The sequence below is a fragment of the Brevibacillus sp. LEMMJ03 genome, assembly GCF_007197875.1.
GTDB classification, from domain to species: Bacteria; Bacillota; Bacilli; order Brevibacillales; family Brevibacillaceae; genus Brevibacillus; species Brevibacillus thermoruber.
The window spans coordinates 279,827-300,789 of record NZ_VKJN01000004.1 but is presented as its reverse complement, the minus strand read 5'-3'; the positions used below and the strand labels follow the sequence as shown (position 1 = coordinate 300,789).

Here is a 20,963-nt window from a genome sequence, read left to right as displayed (position 1 = left end):
GAAGTCGCGGATCAGCGGGGCGACGGGCAGCGCTTCCTCCCCGTCCGCCGACGGTCCCGCCGCCTCCGGGGAATCGGCAGCCTCCGCCGCAGGATCGGCTGCTCCGTCCTGCCGGGCAGCGGCCCCCGCCTCTTTGGCGGTCCGCTCTTCGCGGGCCTTCCGCTTTTCCTTCTCCTGCTTGCGCTTCTCGCTTTCTTCCTGCAAAAGCTGGACCGAATCTTTCACCGAGTCCTTCAACTTGCCGTATAGCTGCGCCGTCTTGTTGCGCATGAAGATCACGATGTCCACGTACGAAAGGTTAAACAGGAACATAATGCCGGCCAAAAACAGCAGGGCGATGATCAGGCCGGTCCCGGTCAATCCCACCAGGCTGTTGCACAGGACAAAAAAGAGCGCTCCAGCCATGCCGCCGCCGACGCCGGTGGTGGACACCTTCTGGCTGTGGTCCAGCCACAGCCGGTCCCACGTGACGCGGACGATGCTCTGTTCGGCGAATTTGCCGTCTGCCGTAACCTGCTTGTACAGCATCAGATGGTCCCACGTCAAAATCGCCAAGAAGATAAACAGGATGCCCAGCACCCGGTAGGTGAGCCGCGGCGGTTTGCGGGTAAACATCATGTGGATGGCCATTCCGATCAGAAGCAGCGGGATGACAAAGTCCCACGAGCCCGCCACGAACCGGAACAAAAAGGCAAGCACATTTTTCCCCAGCCAGCCGCTCTCCAACAGGCCGATCAGGCTGAGCACGATCACGACCAGGCCCAACAGCTCCACTTTGACGACCGAGGCCCATGCCGCTTGTGACTGTCTTCTCTCTTTTCTACTCAATGGCACGCCTCCTTTTGTCCTGCATAAAAAGGCAGCCGTCCGCTGTTCGGCTGCTGTTCGTTCATGTCTAGTATAACACAGGAAATTCATAGAAATACAGGACTTCTTAGGCGTGCCAATCGGGGCGAAAGCGAACCGTCTCGCCGGGAGCCAGGCGCGGATTGAGGTAATCCTGGGGGTTGGGGCTGATCAGCCGCACGATCCGGCCCTCGTAGGGCCCTGTCGGTTCTACTACCATGGTGGCCTCGCCCAGCGGCAGTTCGCGCAGTTCCCGCTTTTCCACCTGCTCCATGTTGGCGAACACCACTTCCATCGGGACGACCGAGTAGAAAATCACTGCAGCACCTTCTCTCCGCTGCGCGCCTTTTCAATCAGCTCATTCAGTTTTTTCAGCGCTTTGCCCAATCCGCCCACTTCGTCAATCAGCCCGTATTTGACCGCATCGGCACCGATCACGTTGGTCCCGATGTCGCGGGTCAGCTCGCCGGTGCGCAGCATCAGCTCGCGAAACTTCTCTTCCGAAATCTTGGAGTGGCGGGCGATAAAACTGACCACCCGATCCTGCATTTTATCCAGGTATTCGAACGTTTGCGGCACGCCGATCACCAATCCGGTCAGGCGGATGGGGTGAATCGTCATCGTCGCGGTTTCGGCGATAAACGAGTAGTCGCCCGCGACGGCAATCGGCACGCCGATGCTGTGTCCGCCGCCCAGCACCAGGGTGACGACGGGTTTGGAGAGGGATGAGACCATCTCCGCGATCGCCAGTCCTGCTTCCACATCGCCGCCCACGGTGTTGAGGATCACCAGCACTCCTTCCACCTTGCTGTTTTGCTCGGCCGCAACCAGCTGCGGAATGATGTGCTCATATTTGGTGGTCTTGTTTTGCGGCGGCAGTTGGATATGCCCCTCCACCTGCCCGATAATCGTCAAGCAGTAGATGTTGCTCTCCAACTGCGGGACATTGGTTTGCCCGAGCTGGGTAATCGAATCGAGCACCTTCTTTTTCTGATCCTCGGTTCCCGGCGCTTCCGCCGGCGGCGCCGTAGCCGGCTGCGGCTGCTCCGCCGGTGCCGGCTGGGGGACGTCCTGACTTCCCGAAAAAGGCGGTCGGTTCAGGTAATCGGTTATTCGTCGGTTTGGCATGAACCATCCTCCTCGCTTTCCTCCGTTAGTATGGATTGGGCAAGGGAAAACGATACACTTCTGGAAATGCGGCAGAAAAGGCAGGCAAACAAACGTATGACGGCGGTTTTGGCCTGTCGGGACTGTACATGTACCCCATTGAATGAACGGCCGGATGGTCAGGATACGTGGTAACACGGGACCTTTGATTTTTCCTGGACTTTTTCGTACGAACGGTTGTCAAATGGGTGTCAAAGCCCTCGTTGTCGGGCAACAAAAACAAAAGGAACCCTTGATCAATCAAGGGTTCCATGAATATTTCTCGACGTGCAGCATTACACTTCCATGATGATGGGCAGAATCATCGGACGGCGGCGCGTCTGATCGTACAGGAAGCGCCCCAGTGCTTCTTTGACGTTGTTTTTCAGGGAAGACCACTCGTTCACGTTTTCTTCCATGCATTTGACAAGTGTTTGGGTCACTATGCGATTCGCCTCGTCCAGCAGTTCTTCGGATTCACGCACATAGACGAATCCGCGGGAGATGATGTCAGGACCAGACAGGATCGTGCCATTTTGTTTGCTGAGTGTAACGACAACTACCAGAATGCCATCTTGAGAGAGCAGTTTGCGGTCTCTCAGTACGATATTGCCGACGTCGCCGACGCCGAGACCGTCAATCAGCACGTTGCCGGCGTGTACTTTCGGACCGTATCGGGCTTTGCCGCCGGAGATCTCCACCGTGTCGCCGTTGTCCAGCAGGAAGATGTTCTCCCGCGGAACGCCCACTTGTTCCGCCAGAATGCCGTGCATCCGCAGCATGCGGTATTCGCCGTGAATGGGGATAAAGTACTTGGGTTTCATCAGGTTGAGCATCAGCCGCAGTTCTTCCTGGCTGCCGTGACCGGAAACGTGGACGGTGCCGCTGGGTCCGTGACCGCCGTAAATCACCTCTGCGCCAATGCGGTACAACTGGTCGATCGTGCGCGCCACGTATTTTTCGTTGCCCGGGATGGGCGTCGCGGCAATCACGACCGTATCCCCTGGAAGGATGTCAATTTTCCGATGGGCGGATCGGGCCATCCGGGTGAGCGCGGACATCGGCTCCCCTTGACTTCCAGTGGAGAGAATGACAACTTGTTCGGCTGGAAGCTTGTTTACTTCATCCGTCTCGACAAACAAGCCCTCGGGCACATTCAGGTAACCCAGGTCCATGCTGATGTTGATGACGTTTTGCATGCTCCGGCCGACAACCGTAATCTTGCGGTTGAACTGAAGCGCCGCATCCACCACCTGCTGAATGCGGTGGACGTTGGACGCAAAGGTGGACACGATGATGCGTCCCCTCGCCTTGCTAAAGACATCCTTGATCGCCATGCCGACTGCACGTTCCGAACCGGTGAATCCCGGCCGTTCGGCATTGGTACTGTCAGACAAGAGACACAGGACTCCCCGGTCGCCGATCATCGCCATCTTTGCCAGATCCGCCTGTTGATTGTTGACCGGCGTCTGGTCAAACTTGAAGTCCCCGGTGTGCACGATGTACCCTTCCGGCGTCTCCAGGCAAACCCCGACGCTGTCCGGGATGCTGTGGTTGACGCGGAAAAACGTCGCTTTCATCTTGCCGAGAACAATCTCCGAGTCGCTGTTGATCAAAACCCGCTTGGTATCCGCCAAGATACCCGCTTCCTTCAGCTTGGCTTCAATCAGGCCCAGAGTAAGTTTAGTGGCGTAAACGGGCACATTGAGGTGTTTGAGCACATAGCTGAGACCGCCGATGTGATCTTCGTGTCCGTGCGTGATAATGATGCCGCGAACCTTGTCACGATGTTCCTCCAGGTACGTGATGTCCGGAATGACCATGTCAATTCCCAGCATTTCCTCTTCCGGGAATTTTAATCCGGCGTCGATGACCACGATGTCGTCATCGCACTGCACCACGTACATGTTCTTCCCAATTTCGCCAACTCCGCCCAGGGCGAAAATGAGAACAGAGTGTTTCGATTTTGCCAAAACGTGTAACCTCCTATATTTAGTTGTCCATTACACTCAAAAAAACCGCCCCAAATCACTTAGTATCATTATAACCGAACGCAAAAGCGGAACACAAGAAAAATGAACCAAAAGATTGTACCCGTGTCACGACGCAAAAAAAGCTGCCCGTCCGGCGCTTTCTCCGCCTTCGGGACAGCTTTTTGGCTGCAGCCGCCAGTTTATTGCAGCAGCGAATGCACAAACGCTTTTTCCTCGTCGTTGAGCTCCACCAGCGGCAGGCGAACGCCGCCCACCGGCACGCCCAGCTTCTCCAGTGCCGCCTTCGTCGGACCGGGGCTCGGGTATTTGAACAGCCCTTCGAACACGGGCAGCAGCTTGCGGTGAAGGGCCGCCGCCTTGGCGTTGTCGCCTCCGAAGAAGGCCGCCATCATCTCCGCCATCTCGCTGCCCACGACGTGGCTGGCCACGCTGACCACACCGACGCCGCCTACGGACAGAATCGGCAGCGTCAGCGCGTCGTCCCCGCTGTACAGTTCAAATCCTTCGGGCGCCTCCTCGACAATCCGGGCGATTTGCGACAGGTTGCCGGACGCTTCCTTGATGCACACCACATTGGGAAGCTGCGCCAACCGCACGGTGGTTTCGGCGGCCATGTTGACGCCGGTGCGGCCGGGCACGTTGTACAGCATCACCGGCAGGTTGGTAGCTTCAGCCAGCGCCTTGAAGTGCCGGTACAAGCCTTCCTGCGACGGACGGCTGTAGTAAGGCGCCACCAGCATCACGGCGTCCACGCCGATCTTTTCCACTTCCTGCGTGAATTCGATGCTGGCGGCCGTATCGTTGCTCCCCGTCCCGGCGATAATGTGGCATTTGCCTTTCGCGTACGCCACGACATGCCGGAACAAGTCCAGTTTTTCGGAACGGGTCAGGGTCGGCGATTCACCGGTCGTCCCGCTGACCACCAGCGCTTCCGTACCGGTCGACAGCAGATGGTCAATCAGTCGTTCCGTTTTCTCGTAGTCGATTTGCAATTGTTCCGTAAACGGGGTCACCATGGCGGTAACCAGTCGGCCAAAACGTGCCACGTCCTCCAACTCCTCCTCGATTGTTTCCCCATCTGCCGTGCGGCAAATGGTGCTACATGTGTCCGATGTGCAGCTTGAACTGTTTGTGCAGGGCGCGAACCGCCCGCACCATGTCCGTTTCGTGCACCAGTACCCAGATGGTCGTATGCGAGTCGGCCGACTGCAAGATCTGGATGTCTTCCTGCGTCAGCGCCTCTACAATCTGCGCCATTACACCGGGAACGCCGGCAATCCCCGCCCCGATGACGGAGACTTTGGCGCAGTGCGGCAAAATCTGCGGTTCGTATCCCATGTCGTTCAAAATCCGCGCAGCTTTTTCGCTCATCTCGTCGTGGACGGTGTACGCCACGCCCAGCGGATTCACGTTGATAAAGTCCACGCTGATGTTGTGATGGGCCATCGCCTTGAACACCTGCAGTTGGGTGTCGTACGTTCCGTCCTTGTTCGCCACCTTGATCTGCGTGATGTTCGGCACGTGCGCGATGCCCATCACCAGACGGTCGTGTACAGTATAACCCATCTTGTCAATTTCCAGCATGGTGGTCACCAGCGTGCCGGGGTCGTCTGAAAACGTGGAGCGCACCCGAATCGGCACGTTGGCCTGCATCGCGATCTCCACCGCGCGGGGATGGATCACTTTTGCCCCCAGGTGGGCCATGTTGCAAATTTCCGTATACGTCACCGTGCTGAGCGGCTGCGCTTCCTCGACAATGCGCGGATCAGCCGTCATGATGCCGTTCACGTCCGTAAAAATGTCCACCCTTTCGGCGCGGAGGGCGACACCGAGCGCAGTCGCCGTCGTGTCGCTGCCGCCCCGTCCCAGCGTGGTGATCTCCCAATCGGCCGTGCGCCCCTGAAAACCGGGGACGATGACCACGTACCCCGCTTCCAGCTCCTTGAGGATGCGGCCCGGATCGATCGATTCGATCTGGGCGTTGGTAAACTCGTCGGTCGTGACGATGTTTGCCTGCCCGCCCGTCAGGATGGTGGACTTGATGCCGCGGGCGTTCAACATGCTGCACATCACGGTGGCGGAGATGATTTCTCCGGTGTGCATGAGCAGGTCCGTCTCCCTGCTGGGCAGACGGTTGCCGTTGTTGCGAATCAACTGCAGGAGCGTGTCGGTCGCATACGGGTCGCCTTTGCGGCCCATCGCAGACACGACGACGACGAGGGCATAGCCTTCGTCGAGCGCTCGTTCCATATGCGTAATGGCCCTCATTCGGCACTCTTCCGTCGTCAGGGAAGAACCGCCGAACTTCTGGACGAGAATTTTCACAAACCTCTCCCCTATGCTCGTGCTTTGATGAGTTCTTCAGCGATTTGTACCGTATTCCAAGCCGCACCTTTGAGCAAGTTGTCGGAAACGATCCACATGTGCAGTCCGCGGGGATGATGCAGGTCGCGTCTTACCCGACCGACAAACACGTCCAGCTTGCCGGCCGCATCCGTCGCCAGCGGATAACGCTGCTCTTCCGGCTGATCAACCAGCACGACGCCAGGCGCCTGTTCCAAGAGAGACTTCACTTCGACCAGGTCGTAGTCCTGTTTCAGCTCCACGTAGACGGCTTCGCTGTGGCCGTAGACGACCGGGATGCGCACGCACGTGGCAGAAACCTGTACGCTGTCGTCACCGAGAATCTTCTTGGTCTCGTTGACCATTTTCATCTCTTCGTACGTGAAGCCGTTGTCCGTGAACACGTCGATCTGCGGAATGGCGTTAAAGGCGATCGGGTGATGCACCGGCAGCTTGCCGACAGGCAGCACCTTGCACTCCGGCTGCTTGCCGTCCAGAACGTCGCGGGTCTGCGTCAACAGCTCCTGAATGGCGGACGCCCCCGCACCGGATACAGCCTGATACGTGGAGACGATGATGCGATCTATTCCATACCGATCATACAAGGGTTTCAAAGCGGCTACCATCTGAATCGTCGAGCAGTTCGGATTGGCAATGATCCCCTTGTGCTTGAGCGCGGCCTCCATGTTCACTTCCGGCACGACGAGGGGGACGTCCGGGTCCATCCGGAACGCGCTGGTGTTGTCAATCACCACGGCACCGTGACGCACGGCGTGATGAGCCAGCTCCTTGCTGACCGCCCCACCGGCGCTGAACAAGGCAAAATCCACTCCGGCAAAGCTGTCCGGCGTCGCCTCTTCCACGACGATTTCCTGTCCCTTGAAGGGGACGGTCTTGCCGGCGGAACGTCCGGAAGCGAGCAGCTTCAGCTGCTTGACCGGAAAATCGCGCTCTTCGAGAATCTTGATCATCTGCTGCCCGACTGCGCCGGTCGCGCCGACCACAGCGACGTTGTAGGTCAGTTGGTTCGCCATCTTTTACTCTCCTCCAAATCGCATTTCAGCTATTACGAATAGTTGTATCTTTCTATTAACAAGGGTTGCAACTGTCGGCCTTCCAAAGCAGCTTCACACGTCTCCAAGATCAAATCCATGCGGGCGACAAGCGAATTGGGCTTTTTGTCCGGCGCATCCTGTCCAAACGGAACAAAGTAAATGTTTTTGGCCGCAAGCAGCTTGGCGATGTTGGCTGCGTTCAAGCCGAGGCCGTCATTGGTGGAAATGGCGATGACGACCGGCCGCAAGTTGCGCATCGTCGCCTTGGCTGCCATCAACACCGGGCTGTCGGTGATCGCGTTGGCCAGACGGCTGGTCGTGCTTCCCGTGCAGGGGGCGATCACCATCACGTCCAGCAGCTTCGACGGCCCCAGCGGCTCCGCCTCCGGAATCGAGGTGATCAGCGTTTCCCCCGTAATCTCCACAAGCTTGCGCTGCCAGCTTTCCGAAGTGCCGAAGCGCGTGTCCGTCGTCAGGATCGTCTGCGTGACAATCGGGACGACTCTCGCGCCTGCGTCCACCAGCCGTTTGATCTGCGGCATCGTCTCGTCAAACGTGCAGTGGGAACCGGACAAACCGAAACCAATGGTCTTTCCCTGCAGTTTACTCATGATGACTCCCCCTGGTGATCGTTTGCTCCGCAATCAGACGAGACAGCGTTTGGGCCATGATCTTTCCGGCGGTTTTCGGTGCGACGATTCCAGGCAATCCGGGAGCGAGAAGCGCCTTGATGCCTCGTCTTTCGGCATAGCGAAAATCAGTGCCCCCCGGCTTCGACGCCAGGTCCAGTATAAACGCCGTTTGCGGCATCTGGGCAATCACTTCCGCTGTGAGGACGAGCTGTGGAACGGTGTTGAAAATATAATCGGCATTGCTCACCTGCTGCTTCAATTCGCTGAAATGAAAGGGGGTAAGCCCCATTTCAAAAATGCGCGCCAAGTGTTCCTGACGCCTTGCCCCCACCTTCACGCGGGCTCCCAGCGCATGCAGAGCCCGCGCCATGGACATGCCTGTCCGCCCCAGTCCGAGCACGATGGCCTGTGACCCGTGAATCGTAATGTCAGTATGTTGAATCGCCATCATCAACGCTCCCTCCACCGTCGGGATGGAGTTGTAGATGGCGACGTCATCACGATCTAAGAGTTCCACCAGCGAAATCTGCTGGGCAGCCAACAGATTCCTCAGATAGGGCTTCGCCATGCCGGTGTACACGACGCAGTGCTTTTGCAGGCTGGCTGCGTGCTCCTCCAAAAGCTGCAGCGGCTTGGAGCAGAAGATGCTCTCCACGTAGCCGTCGTCATCAGTACCGACCACGGGAAGGATGAGGGCGTCCACGTCTCGCAACACATCGCATGTTAATGGTCTCTTCGTTGCCCCGGTGAAGATGCTTTCCAGGTTGTCAAAGCCAATCAACGTGACGCTGGCATCCAGTTGTATGCACCGCTTGATGACTTCCAACTGGCGGGCGTCGCCGCCGATAAAGGCAACATGTATGCCCGTTAGCATGCTGCGTTCCCCTTTCCACACATTTTACTGCAATCGATTCGAAACGCAAAGGTTTTTCCGTGTGAAAAAGATGACGGAAATCGTTGCGGTCTACCCCCATCCTATTCGCCGTTTATGGGTTCGGTGACACCCGCCCCTACTTTTCGGAGGCTTGCGGCTCCCTCTTGTCCACGTGGATGATCACCATGTCGGGACCGATTTTGACGATCGCCTCCCAGGGGATCACGATGTCCTCGCGCCGTTTCCCCAAGCCGAAAAAGCTGCCTCCCGGGATGATGATCGAACGGATCTGTCCCGTCTCCGTATTGATCTCCAGATCCGCGTCGCCGATCACGCCCATCCGTTCCCCGTTGTCCAGTCCGATGATCTCCTTGCCGCCCAACTCGCTCAAACGCATGCCGTTTCCCCCTTTGTTCGAACCGCCGCGCGCCTTCACTGGCGGATCTTTCCCGTGTTTGGGCAACAGCCCGTCATCACCATGCTTATACGAAAAAATCCGGCCTATGCCGGATTTTTCGTCTTCCCTTCTTACAGGAGAATATCGCTTTTCACATTGGCCGGGAACCCGTCCAGCGGGCTGACCATCGCCAGCGCCAGTTTGGAGCGGAACAGCTCGCGTGCCACGGCGTGGACCGACTCGTGGGAGACGCGGTCGATCTTGGCGAGGGTCTCGTCCAGGCTGAGGTGGCGCCCCAGCAGCAGCTCGTTTTTGCCCAGCCGGCTCATGCGGCTGTTGGTGCTTTCCAGGCTGAGCATCAGGCTTCCCTTCAACTGCTCCTTGCCCTTGTTCAGTTCCTTGTCGGTAATGCCGTTCTCGGCAACGTCCCGCAGAACGTGGGCGACGATGTCAAAGACTTGCCCGACCTGCTCCGGCGCCGTCCCGGTGTAGATCGTGAAGGTTCCCGTCTCTTTGTACGAAGAGTGGTACGAGTAGACGGAGTAGGCGAGCCCGCGTTCTTCGCGGATTTCCTGGAACAGCCGGGAACTCATGCTGCCGCCGAGCACGTTGTTGAGCAGAATCAGCGAGTAGATCTCCTCGTGTCCGACCGGATAGCTGGGCAGCGAAATGCAGAGGTGCGCCTGCTCCGTGGCCTTGTGCTGGGCAATCGCGTTGGCCGCAAAGACCGGCTGGGCCACGTCAAATGCAGGGGCCTGGCGCTGAAACGCGGAGAAGCGCCGTTTGATTTCTTCGATCAGGGATTCGTCAAAATTGCCCGCCACCGTCACCACAGTATTGGCCGGCAGGTAGCGCCGTTCAATGTAGTTGATCAAATCGTCCCGCTTGAGCGCCCGCAGCACCTCTTCCGTGCCGAGAATGGAAGACCCCAGCGGATGGTCGGCGAAGCTGGCGCGGGCGATCAGATCGTGCACCAGATCGTCCGGGGTATCCTCGTACATGCTGATCTCTTCGATCACCACGTTTTTTTCCTTCTCCAGCTCCTCCTCGTCAAATACGGAGTGAAAGTACATGTCCGCCAGAACGTCAAGCGCAATCGGGGCATGCTGGTCCAGCACCCGCGCGTAGTAGCAGGTGTACTCCTTGGAGGTGAAGGCATTCACATTGCCGCCAATCTCGTCAAATGTTTCGGCAATTTCCTTCGCGGAGCGGGATGTGGTCCCCTTGAAAAACATGTGCTCCAGAAAATGGGAAATCCCGTTGTCCTGTTTTGTCTCGTATTTGGAACCGGTCCCCACCCAGATGCCCAGTGCAACGGAACGCACGGAAGGAATCTTCTCCGTCACGATCCGCAGACCGTTTTCACATGTATGCCGTTGTATCACAGAAATCCTCCTCGGTTGTCTATCTGTCTCTATCCGCTTCGGGACTTTCTTGTAAACACGTCTAACTATAGCAAAATTCCCTTGACTCCACAATAAATGATCGCATTGTCCTGCACTTTCAGGGCAGGCGCCGGCTGGAAATCACCTCGGAAACGGTGGCGGGAACCAGCCCCTTTTGCTTGGCCATCCGGATCAACGCATCCAGCCCTGCCGCCGTGGGCGCGGTCGGGTGCATCAGGACCAGTACCCCGTTGCCCATTTTGGGCTCGATCCGCCGAATCAGCACGTCAGCCGACGGCTTTTGCCAGTCAATCGTGTCGGCCGTCCAGAGTATGGTCGTCATTTGAAAGTCGTGGCGGGCGATGTCGACGACCGCTTGATTGAACGCGCCGGAGGGAGGGGCAAACAACACGGGTGTTACCCCCAGTGTATGGCGGATCACCTCCTGCGTGCGGCCGATTTCCTGGCGGATCCGCTCCCGGCCCAGCCGGCTCATGTCGGGGTGGGAATATGCGTGGTTGCCGATCTCATGGCCGCGGGCGGCAATCTTTTTCGCCCATTCCGGGTAGCGTTTGACCCACGAGCCGTCCAGGAAAAACGTGGTCTTCACGCCGTGTTTGTCCAGCGTGTCCAGGATCGTATCGAGATACTCGTTGCCCCAGGCGACGTTGATCATAAAGGAAATGGCCGGCTTTTTTTCGTTCCCCCGATAAACCGGGTGCGCGCCCAACTGTTCCAGCGTGACCGCCGGAGGGATCTCCTTGTATACCAGCGACTCCGGCCCCGGCGTGCGTGACAGCTTCATGTTGGCCAGGGACGCCTCGATGTCCACGACGCGCCCGTTGTAACCGGGAATCGCTTTCCAGATGGAGTCGATCCGGGCATTGACCGGTGCCTCTTCCCGTCCCTGTTTCCACTGATCGATCAGGGCGCGCAGCCGCTCGTCTTCCCCCAGGGGAAGCGCAACCTGCACAGTCTGGTGCTTGACCGCGTCAACGTACTGGTCGATCGGGCCGTAGCTGAGAACAAAGGACAGGAGGACAGCACCCCCTCCCGCAAACCACAAGCGTTTCGCCTTTTGACCCATGAGGGTTGCCCCCTCCCTTTCCTACCGTACAACCTCTCTCTTTGTCCAGTGTATGAGTCGAGGAAAACGGATAGACGAAAAAAGAACATCCCCTTGAAAAAGGGGATGCCCATGACATGGACGGGAAACGCATCAGCCTTTGGCGTATTCGTTTCTCCTCTCCTCCGCGCCAGCCTTTACATACTGGTCGAACCAATCGGCGATGAGGCGCAGCCGCTCCACCCGCAGCACCGGATCGCCGCTGCGGGACAGCTCGTGATTCGCGTCGGGGAAGCGGACCAATCTCACCGGCGCCTTGTCTTGGTGCTTGAGAGCGGCGTAGAACTGCTCCGCCTGTTCGATCGGACAGCGGTAATCCCGCTCCCCGTGCAGAATGAGCAGCGGCGTCTCCACCTGTGCCGCATGGCGCAGCGGCGAGTGCTGCCAGAGCTTGTCCGGGTTGTCGTACAGGTTTGCGCCAATCTCGTCGGCGGCAAAAAAGTAGCCGATGTCGCTCACGCCGTAAAAGCTGAGCCAGTTGGAAATCGAGCGCTGGGTGACAGCCGCCCGGAAGCGGTTGGTCTGGCCGACGATCCAATTCGTCATGAAACCGCCGTAGCTGCCCCCGGTCACCCCCATCCGGCTCTCGTCAATGAAGGCGAACGTTTTCACGGCGTAGTCCACCGCGTTCATCAGGTCGCGGTAGTCTTTGCCGCCGTAATCGCCGCGGCAGGCGTCGACAAACCGCTGGCCGTAGCCGTGGCTGCCGCGCGGATTGGTAAACAGGACGGCATAGCCGCGGGATGCCAGCATCTGCATTTCGTGGAAAAACGTATACCCGTACATCATGTGGGGGCCGCCGTGAATTTCCAGGATGAGCGGATACGTTTCCCCCTCCCGCCAGCCGACCGGCTTCATGATCCAGCCGTGAATCTGCCACCCGTCTTCCGCCTCAAAGGCGAGCGGTTCGGGGCGGGACAGGACGACCTCGTCGAGCAGCGCCTGATTGACCCGGGTCAGACGTCGTTCGACGCCGGTTGTCAGGCTGAGCCGGTACAGATCGCCGGGATTCAGCGGATCGCTTGCGGCGAGAACAGCCGTCTTCCGCTCCCTATCTATGGTGACGGCATAGACGTGCCGCTCCCCTCCCGCGACTGGCGACACGCTGCCGTCCAGACCGGCATGGTACACGCCGGTGCTGCCCCGGTCGCTGGCGAGGAAGTACACCCCTGTGCCGTCCGGCGTCCACAGGACGGGGCGGTCCGCGTGGTCGGACCGCATGTCGCCGATCACGACGTCGCCCACGTGAACATCCCAGTCCCGGGTGACGCAGGTCATGCCGCCGGAGACGAGATCAATCGTCCAGATTCTCTTCAGCGTGGCGCCGGCGTACTCCTTTTCATGCCCGATACAGGCGATCCGGCTGCCGTCGGGTGACCAGCTCGGCACGGAAAACACCCCGGTGCCGTTCGTCAGCCTGCGCCACTCGTCCGTTCGGATGGAGACGACGTACACGTCCGCGATCAGCGTCCGGTCGGGATCGTCGGTACGATTGGCCGTAAACGCGATCATGGTTCCATCCGGAGACCAGGCGCCGCCGTCGTGATCATAGGGGCCCTCCGTTATTTGGCGGACTTCTCCGGTAATCAGGTCAAGGACGGCCAGGTGGCGGTATTTCCCGTCGAAAAATCCGCTCTCATCCGATTTGTATTTGAGGCGATCGATGACCATCGGCCTCTTGACGCGGCGGTCGTCACCCGCCGAAGCGGACGCCTCCCGATCGGTTGAAGGCGGAGCCTCTTCGTCCGCCCGCTCGTCGACGGACAGGCGCGTGGAAAACAGGATGCGCGTCCCGTCCGGCGACCAGACCGGCTGTCTCGCCCCGTGCCTGCAGGTTGTCAACTGCCTCGGTTCCCCGCCTTCCGCGGAAAATAACCAGATTTGCGGCTGGCCGCTCCGGTTGGAGACAAACGCCAGCGACCTGCCGTCCGGCGACCAGCGCGGCGCGGTGTCAAGCACGCTGCCGTACGTCCACTGGACGGGCGCGTCCTGCTCGATCCCCTGGACGAACAGATGGGACCGGTACTGCCGCGATTCGTCGATGCTTTTGACCACATAGGCAACCTTGGTTCCGTCCGGCGAGAGCTGCGGATCTTCGAGAAACGCGATCCGGTACAAATCTTCCGCTGTCATGCCTCGGCTTTTCCTCACGGGAATCACCCTTCCTTTGCGTTAATCCATGCTTGTCGCAGGTGCTGGCCAAAGAACTGCGCGATGCGCCGATTCATCGCCATGTGGTTTTCCAGCTTTTCCGTCTGATGTCCCTCGTCCTCAAATACGACCAGTTCCACGTGCTGTTGACGCCTCTTCATGTCCGCGACCAACTGCTCCGCCTCGCTCACGGGCACGCGGGTGTCGTTTCGGCCGTGAAAGACGAGGAGCGGCACCCGTATCTTGTGAGCGTGGCGCAGCGGCGCGATCTCCGCGAAGAAATCGGCGTGATCGCTCAGGCTGCCGTACTCGGCCTCGCGCAGCTTCCGGCGCCATGGTCCGGTGTTGGCAAGGAAGCTGCGGAAGTCCGAGATGCCGACGATATCGACGCCCGCGGCCCACAAGTCGGGATAGCGGGTCAAGGCGGCCAGCACCATAAATCCGCCGTAACTGCGCCCCATGATGCCGATCCTGGTCGGATCGACGGCGGGGAGGGCGGCAAGATCCCTGACCAGCCAGGCCAGGTCCGCGACCGCATTCATTCGCTTGCGGCCGTCGTCCAGTTGGACGTATTCCCTGCCATACCCCATGCTGCCGCGGACGTTTGGCGCCACGACGATAAAGCCTTCACTGGCGAGATACTGAAGAACCGGATGAAACTCGGCGCGAATCTGGCTCTCCGGCCCGCCGTGGACGTAGACGACGACCGGCCGCCCGCGGGAATCGGCTTCGTCTCCGTAAAAGAAATACGGCACGTCCAGACCGTCAAACGAGCGATAGGTGCGAATCTTCGGTTCTTTCCACAGATGCTCGATCTGCTCCGCTCTTCCGAAAAAGGTCAGCCTGCACAGTTCCTGCCGCGAAACGGTGTAACGCCACACGTCGCCGGGGAGCGTGGGACTTTTGAGACAAAAGATCAGTGTGTCTGGATCAAGCCAGGAGAGGGAATCGACCACGCCTGCGGGCAGCCCCTCCACCCGCTGAAACGACTTCTCCGTCACGCTGTACAGGCACAGGGCGAAGATTCCCCCTTCGTTCACCGTGAACGCCAGATGCTGTTCGTCGACGGACGGCATTGCCTCCACGATGTCCCAGCGGGGAACGTGGACGAGCGTCTCCAGCGCGCCGTCCGCCAGTGAGAAGCGGCACAGCGCCATCGTGTTCCTCCCCTGATCGGTCACGAGCCACCCGCCCCGCCCGTCTTTTGCAAGCCGGGCCGACCGATACCGCGCCGGCCGATCATCCCCGCACAGACGACGTGCCGTCTGCCGCTTCAGGTCGATCAGGTACAGGCGGTTGTCGATGTTGGTCTCCTGCAGGCTGACCAGCAGGTTGTCGCCATCCGGGTGCCAGCCGATCGGCTCCAATCGCCCGTCGCACGTGTAGACCCGCTCGATGTTCTTCGTCTCCACGTCCTGCACAAAGAGGTCGAAGCAGCCCGGATCACGCCGGTTGCTGGACCAGGCCACCCGTTTTCCGCACGGCGACCAGCCGCCCACGCAGTGAAAATGATCCGGCGAAACGGCCAGCTCTTCGACGGAAGCGTCGTCGTTGTTCAGAAGGTACAACTGCTGTTTTTCGTTCCCCCTGCAGTCCATGCCGACCACCGTATAGGTGCCGGATGGCGAGTGGCTCACCTCCATCACCCGGTCGGGCAGGTTGATCGCCAAGTCCGCGCCCGCTTCCGTCCACGTCCACAGTTGGGGAATTCCCGTCCGTTTGGAGAGGAAGGTAAACGACCGCCGCCCGGGGACGGCCTGCGGCTGATACGCGGAGTCCACCCGCAAAAAGGCGAGCAGCTTTTCCGTTGGCTCCATGGCCTCTGCTCCTTTCGCTCCGATATTGGCAAGGCTGGGGGCGTGGCCGCCGTTTTCGCCCGCGCGTCACTGCCCGCGGGTCGCCCACCGCGCGATCGGATACCCGTTCGGCGGGAAATAGAGTCCGTGGATATCCGGTTTCACGAGGTAATTCTGCATGTAAAAGTAGACCGGGATGAACGGCATCTCGTCCATCAGAATGTCTTCCGCCCTGTGCAGCAAGTCGTTTCGCTTTTGCGGGTCCTGTTCGACCTTGGCCGCGGCCATCAAGCTGTCGTACTCCTTGTTGACCCAGCCCGTCCGGTTGTTGGGGCTGTCTCCCAGGTAATAATCCAGGCTGAACGACGGGTCCACGACAGCGGGCAGCCAGCCCATCCGCGCCATCTGGTAGTTCTTTTGCTTAGTCGTGTCGAGGTATACCTTCCACTCCTGGTTCTGCAGCTTCAGTTCGACGCCCAGGTTCTTGCTGATCATTTCCTGTACCGCTTGGGCGATCTTCTTGTGATTTTCGGCCGTATTGTACATCAGCGTCGTCTCCGGGAAGGACGTCCATCCCTCTTCTTTCATCCCTTCTTCCAGCAAGCGCTTCGCTTCCTGCGGATCGTACGCAAAATATTCGGGCTTTTCTTTGCGGAAGTCGCTTCCCGTCGCGGTGACCACTCCATCGGGCACCATCGCATACGCCGGCGTTTCCCCGCCCATGCTCACGCTCTCGGTGATCAGCTTGCGGTCCAGCGCCATGGCAAACGCCTTGCGGATCTTTTTGTTGGTAAACGGCGGCTGTTCGACGTTAAACATGTACATGTACGTCCCAAAATTGGGCTTGTTGACGAAATCCGGATTGTTCTTTTCCTTTTCGATCACCTCGGTCGGCAGGTCCTGAATCACATCCAGCTCGCCGCTCTTGTACATTTGATAGTACGTGGTGGCTTCGTTCACCATTTTCCAGGTCACCTTGGGCATGCTGACGTCGGCCTTGTTCCAGTAGTGTTCGTTTTTCTCAATCGTGACGGAGGAATCGTGATTCCACTCGGTCAAGGCATAGGCGCCGTTGGACACGTACGTCTTGGCATCTCCGGCCCAGTTCGGGTTGGCCTCCGCCACTTTTTTGTTGATCGGCGCGTAGTAACGGGTCGCCAACAGTTTCGGGAAATAGCTGATCGGCGCCACCAGATCGATCTGCAGCGTCTTGTCATCCAGCGCCTTGACCCCTACCTCCTCCGCCTTGCCCGTTCCCTTGTTAAACGCTTCCGCCCCTTTTATGTAGTAAAGCTGGAAGGCGGTCGTGGAACCGAACGCAGGGTCGAGATGCGTCAGGAACGAATAGACAAAGTCTTCCGCCGTGACCGGGTCGCCGTTCGACCATTTGGCCTCGTCGCGCAGGGTAAACGTGTACCGTTTCCCATTCTCCGTTATTTGTACGTCTTTCGCGGCCGCCAATACCGGCTCACCGTTTTGGTTCGTCCAGTACAATCCCTCAAACAACTGGTCGATGATCCAGAACGACGTGGTGTCCGTCGACTTCAGCGGATTCAGGTCGGGTGGTTCGGACTTGGCGTTGAAGACGATTTCCTGTCTGTTCCCTTCGCCGGACTTGTTCGCCTGTGCCAGATCCGCGGCTCCGGAGCCCCCTCCCGTGCATCCTGACAGCGCTGGCAGCGCGAGGACGAGCGCCAGGCCGAGTGTCGCGAGCTTTTTCATGGGTATCTCTCCCCTCTCCCTACGAGTTGACCGGTTTGCATGGATAACCGGAATCCGACCTCCCCCGCCATCCGCGGCTTTCGCGCACGGACGGCCGAGATGCCGCAGTGCTTGTCCCCTTTACATGTAGGAGAACGTGTTCTTGTACACCTCCAGTTGAACGATCAGGTTGACCTTGGCAATCTCCTCGATGCTGCCCAACTTGTGTTTGACAAAATCAGTCAGCTCTTCGTGATGGCGCACATGCACCTGAATCAGCAGTTGGTAGTCCCCGGACGTCAGCGTGACGTAGCGGACTTCTCGACATCGGCTGATCTGTTCCATCACGTTTTGCAGATGCCGGTGCTCCACCCGCAGTTGGATGATGGCTCCGATCTTGAGCCCGAGGGAGATGGGATTGACCACGCCCACGACGCTTATCATGTCGTTTTCCTTCAAATTGTTGTACCTCGCGCGAACGGTTTTTTCCGTGACGCCCAACTGTCCCGCCATCTCGGAGAACGGCATTCGACCGTCTCTCGACAGCAGTTGGATGATCCCCAGGTCCAGTTCGTCAAGCATGTGGCTCACCACTCTGCACGCCCCTATCTGCAAACATCTGGTTGCTACCGTTTCCGGTATTCGCTTCGTCCGGCAAAACGCGAATGAGTAGTTGATGGTGATTTCAGTACCGGATTCGGTAATATGCTGACAGAATAAATGAATATTGCGAGTTGTACAACAATTTTATGTCGACAAATTCCGCCCCCTGTTGGAGGGACGGAGAAAAAGAAAAAGCTTCCGTACGCGAAGATACCTTCGAGTGACGAAGCCTTTTGCTTGAAAGTTATTCTGCTTTGGCCGCCGCGCGCTGTGCCGCCTGTTCCTTCAGCACGGCCTTGCGGGACAGGTTGATCCGGCCCTGATCGTCAATTTCCGTAACCTTGACGAGCACCTTGTCGCCGATGGAGACGACATCTTCGGTTTTGGCGACCCGCTCTTCCGCCAGTTGGGAGATGTGGCAGAGCCCTTCCTTGCCGGCGAAGAGTTCGATGAACGCCCCGTATTTTTCCACGCGCTTCACGGTGCCCAGATAGGTCTGGCCAACGGTTACCTCGCGCACCAGGTCCTCGATGATCTGTTTCGCGCGCAGGTTGGCTTCCTGGTCAACCGAGGCGATGTAGATGCGGCCGTCTTGTTCGATGTCGATTTTGACGCCCGTTTCGTCGATGATCTTGTTGATGACGCGTCCTTGGGGACCGATCACCTCGCGGATCTTGTCCGGATTGATCTGCATCGTAATAATTTTCGGCGCGTACGGAGAAAGCTGCGGCCGCGGTGCGGAGATCGTCTCCATCATGTGCTTCAGGATCACGAGCCGTCCTTCGCGCGCCTGTTCCAGCGCCTGCTGCAGGATCTCCCGGTTGATGCCGGAAATCTTGATGTCCATCTGGATGGCGGTAACCCCTTTTTCGGTGCCGGCCACTTTGAAGTCCATGTCGCCAAGGTGGTCTTCCATGCCCTGGATGTCGGTCAGGATGGAGAAGGTCTTGCCGTCCTTGCCCATGATCAGCCCCATCGCGATACCGGCAACCGGCGCCTTGATCGGCACGCCCGCATCCATCAGAGCCAGTACGCTGGCGCAAATGGACGCCTGGGAGGTGGAACCGTTGGATTCGATGACCTCGGAGACAAGCCGGATGGTATACGGGAACTCGCTCTCGGACGGGATGATCGGTTCGATGGCCCTCTCGCCCAGCGCCCCGTGTCCGATTTCGCGGCGTCCCGGTGCCCGCAGCGGCCGCGCTTCCCCTACGCTGTACGGCGGGAAGTTGTAGTGGTGCATGAAGCGTTTGGACTCTTCCAGACCCAAGCCGTCCAGAATCTGCACATCACCCAGCGCGCCGAGCGTGCATACGCTGAGGGCTTGCGTTTGGCCCCGCGTGAACAGCCCGGAACCGTGCGTGCGCGCCAGCAGGCCCACTTCGCTGGACAGCGGGCGGATTTCGTTGAGAGCCCGTCCGTCCGGCCGGATTTTCTCCTCCGTGATCAGGCGGCGCACTTCTTCCTTGACGATGTTGTGCAGCACCTCGTTGATCATCGATTCCTGTTCCGGATACGTCTCCGGATTGAGCTCGGCGAAATGCTGACGCGTTTCCTCCTTGATCGCGTCGATAGCGTCGTAGCGCGCCTGCTTCTCCTCGATGCGGATCGCTTCCTTCAACCGGGCTTCAGCATAGCTGCGGACGGCCTGGTCGATTACCGGGTCCACTTCATGCAGCACGACTTCCATTTTTTCCTTGCCGATCTCGGCGACGATCTGATCCTGGAATTTGACCAGTTCCTTGATGACCTCGTGGCCGGTCATGATCGCTTCCAGCATCACTTCTTCCGGCACCTGGTCGGCTCCCGCCTCCACCATGTTGATGGCGTCGCGCGTTCCGGCCACGACCAGGTGAATGTCGCTCTTTTCCATCTGTTCGACGGTCGGGTTGATCACGAACTGGCCGTCGACGCGCCCGACGATCACGCCGGCAATGGGGCCGTTAAAGGGAATTTCCGAGACGCACAGCGCAGCCGACGTACCGATCATGGCGGCGATCTCCGGCGAGCAGTCCTGGTCGACGGACAGCACCGTGTTTACCACCTGGACTTCGTTGCGGAACCCTTCGGGAAACAGCGGACGGATCGGACGGTCAATCAGGCGGCTGGCCAAAATCGCCTTTTCGCTGGGACGTCCCTCCCGCTTGATAAAGCCTCCCGGAATTTTCCCGACTGCGTACAGCCGCTCCTCGTAGTTGACGGTCAGCGGGAAAAAGTCGATCGGCTTTGCTTCCTTGGACACCGTCACGGCGGAGAGAATCGCCGTATCGCCGTACCGAACCAGAACCGAACCTTGCGCCTGCTTGGCCATCTTGCCGAATTCCAGCGTCAGTTTGCGGCCTGCCAGGTCAAAGTCGTATGTACGGTATTGTTGCTCCATGTTGCTAGCAGTCCTCCTTCACGACTTAGTACACGTACACAATCTTTTTTCTACCTATATGTATTATTTCCTGCCTGTTTGAAAATTAAATGGCACGCTGTGGCAGATGCAAGGAGAAAAGAATTGATTTCTGCCTGAGCCCGCCCGGCGCAGCAGCTTTCCCGAGAGGAGGCTTGTCTCCCGGTCTTCAGCCACCCCGCCGGCGGAAAGAGGCGCAGACAGCAGAAAAAGCGGGATGAACCCGCTTTCCAACTGATGTCATTAGCGACGCAGACCGAGACGGTCAATCAGTACGCGATAACGCTGAATGTCCGTTTCTTTCAGGTAGTTCAACAGATTGCGGCGCTGACCAACCATCTTCAGCAGACCACGACGGCTGTGGTGGTCTTTCTTGTGCGTGCGCAGATGCTCGTTCAGGTTGTTGATGTTCTCGGTCAGGATAGCGATCTGAACTTCCGGAGAACCGGTGTCGTTCTCATGCGTACGGAACTCTTGAATCAGTTGAGCTTTGCGTTCTTGAGACAGTGCCATCAT

17 protein-coding genes and 1 pseudogene are annotated in these 20,963 nt (G+C 58.7%); all 18 read right to left on the bottom strand.

The features are described 5' to 3' along the window. Positions 1–149 precede the first annotated feature (149 nt). Positions 150–828, bottom strand: a pseudogene (locus FOI68_RS24345) (DNA translocase FtsK 4TM domain-containing protein); the annotation flags it as partial. A gap of 106 nt (positions 829–934) precedes the next feature. Continuing rightward, entirely contained in the window at positions 935–1,165 is a 231-nt protein-coding gene (locus FOI68_RS07785; protein WP_029099015.1) for a YlzJ-like family protein, read from the bottom strand. Beyond that, positions 1,162–1,974, bottom strand: coding sequence for a ClpP family protease (locus FOI68_RS07780; RefSeq protein ID WP_029099014.1), 813 nt, complete (start codon positions 1,972–1,974; stop codon positions 1,162–1,164). Before FOI68_RS07780 ends, FOI68_RS07785 begins: the two co-directional genes overlap by 4 nt. A 314-nt stretch (positions 1,975–2,288) precedes the next feature. Beyond that, positions 2,289–3,965 (bottom strand): ribonuclease J, encoded by a 1,677-nt coding sequence (locus FOI68_RS07775; RefSeq protein ID WP_044898034.1) that lies wholly within the window; start codon positions 3,963–3,965, stop codon positions 2,289–2,291. A gap of 200 nt (positions 3,966–4,165) precedes the next feature. Continuing rightward, the gene (gene dapA / locus FOI68_RS07770; RefSeq protein WP_029099012.1) at positions 4,166–5,032 is read right to left on the bottom strand and encodes a 4-hydroxy-tetrahydrodipicolinate synthase; all 867 of its coding nucleotides are present in this window, start codon (positions 5,030–5,032) and stop codon (positions 4,166–4,168) included. A gap of 52 nt (positions 5,033–5,084) precedes the next feature. Further along, the gene (dapG, locus tag FOI68_RS07765; protein ID WP_029099011.1) at positions 5,085–6,311 is read right to left on the bottom strand and encodes an aspartate kinase; all 1,227 of its coding nucleotides are present in this window, start codon (positions 6,309–6,311) and stop codon (positions 5,085–5,087) included. 11 nt (positions 6,312–6,322) lie between these two features. After that, positions 6,323–7,363, bottom strand: coding sequence for an aspartate-semialdehyde dehydrogenase (locus FOI68_RS07760; RefSeq protein ID WP_029099010.1), 1,041 nt, complete (start codon positions 7,361–7,363; stop codon positions 6,323–6,325). Positions 7,364–7,395: 32 nt separating this feature from the next. Continuing rightward, positions 7,396–7,995 (bottom strand): dipicolinate synthase subunit B, encoded by a 600-nt coding sequence (locus tag FOI68_RS07755; protein WP_044898032.1) that lies wholly within the window; start codon positions 7,993–7,995, stop codon positions 7,396–7,398. Continuing rightward, positions 7,988–8,890, bottom strand: coding sequence for a dipicolinate synthase subunit DpsA (gene dpsA / locus FOI68_RS07750; RefSeq protein ID WP_029099008.1), 903 nt, complete (start codon positions 8,888–8,890; stop codon positions 7,988–7,990). Before dpsA ends, FOI68_RS07755 begins: the two co-directional genes overlap by 8 nt. A gap of 136 nt (positions 8,891–9,026) precedes the next feature. Next, the gene (locus FOI68_RS07745) at positions 9,027–9,287 is read right to left on the bottom strand and encodes a YlmC/YmxH family sporulation protein (protein WP_029099007.1); all 261 of its coding nucleotides are present in this window, start codon (positions 9,285–9,287) and stop codon (positions 9,027–9,029) included. Positions 9,288–9,418: 131 nt separating this feature from the next. Next, the gene (locus FOI68_RS07740) at positions 9,419–10,672 is read right to left on the bottom strand and encodes a M16 family metallopeptidase (protein WP_143862787.1); all 1,254 of its coding nucleotides are present in this window, start codon (positions 10,670–10,672) and stop codon (positions 9,419–9,421) included. Positions 10,673–10,790: 118 nt separating this feature from the next. After that, a complete protein-coding gene (locus FOI68_RS07735; RefSeq protein ID WP_035297365.1) occupies positions 10,791–11,759 on the bottom strand; it encodes a polysaccharide deacetylase family protein in 969 nt (322 codons plus the stop codon). A gap of 132 nt (positions 11,760–11,891) precedes the next feature. Beyond that, complete coding sequence (locus tag FOI68_RS07730) at positions 11,892–13,931, bottom strand: S9 family peptidase (protein WP_143862820.1); 2,040 nt, start codon at positions 13,929–13,931, stop codon at positions 11,892–11,894. Positions 13,932–13,954: 23 nt separating this feature from the next. Then, the gene (locus tag FOI68_RS07725) at positions 13,955–15,766 is read right to left on the bottom strand and encodes a S9 family peptidase (protein ID WP_143862786.1); all 1,812 of its coding nucleotides are present in this window, start codon (positions 15,764–15,766) and stop codon (positions 13,955–13,957) included. Positions 15,767–15,832: 66 nt separating this feature from the next. After that, entirely contained in the window at positions 15,833–17,467 is a 1,635-nt protein-coding gene (locus FOI68_RS07720; protein WP_143862785.1) for a peptide ABC transporter substrate-binding protein, read from the bottom strand. 120 nt (positions 17,468–17,587) lie between these two features. After that, positions 17,588–18,028 carry an Lrp/AsnC family transcriptional regulator gene (locus tag FOI68_RS07715; protein WP_044898046.1) on the bottom strand — a complete coding sequence of 147 codons (441 nt, stop codon included), beginning with the start codon at positions 18,026–18,028 and terminating at the stop codon, positions 17,588–17,590. Between the two features lie 265 nt (positions 18,029–18,293). Continuing rightward, positions 18,294–20,429, bottom strand: a complete 2,136-nt coding sequence (pnp, locus tag FOI68_RS07710; RefSeq protein WP_065066513.1) for a polyribonucleotide nucleotidyltransferase — start codon at positions 20,427–20,429, stop codon at positions 18,294–18,296. A 261-nt stretch (positions 20,430–20,690) separates the two neighbouring features. Continuing rightward, positions 20,691–20,960, bottom strand: coding sequence for a 30S ribosomal protein S15 (rpsO, locus tag FOI68_RS07705; protein ID WP_029098999.1), 270 nt, complete (start codon positions 20,958–20,960; stop codon positions 20,691–20,693). Positions 20,961–20,963 lie beyond the last annotated feature (3 nt).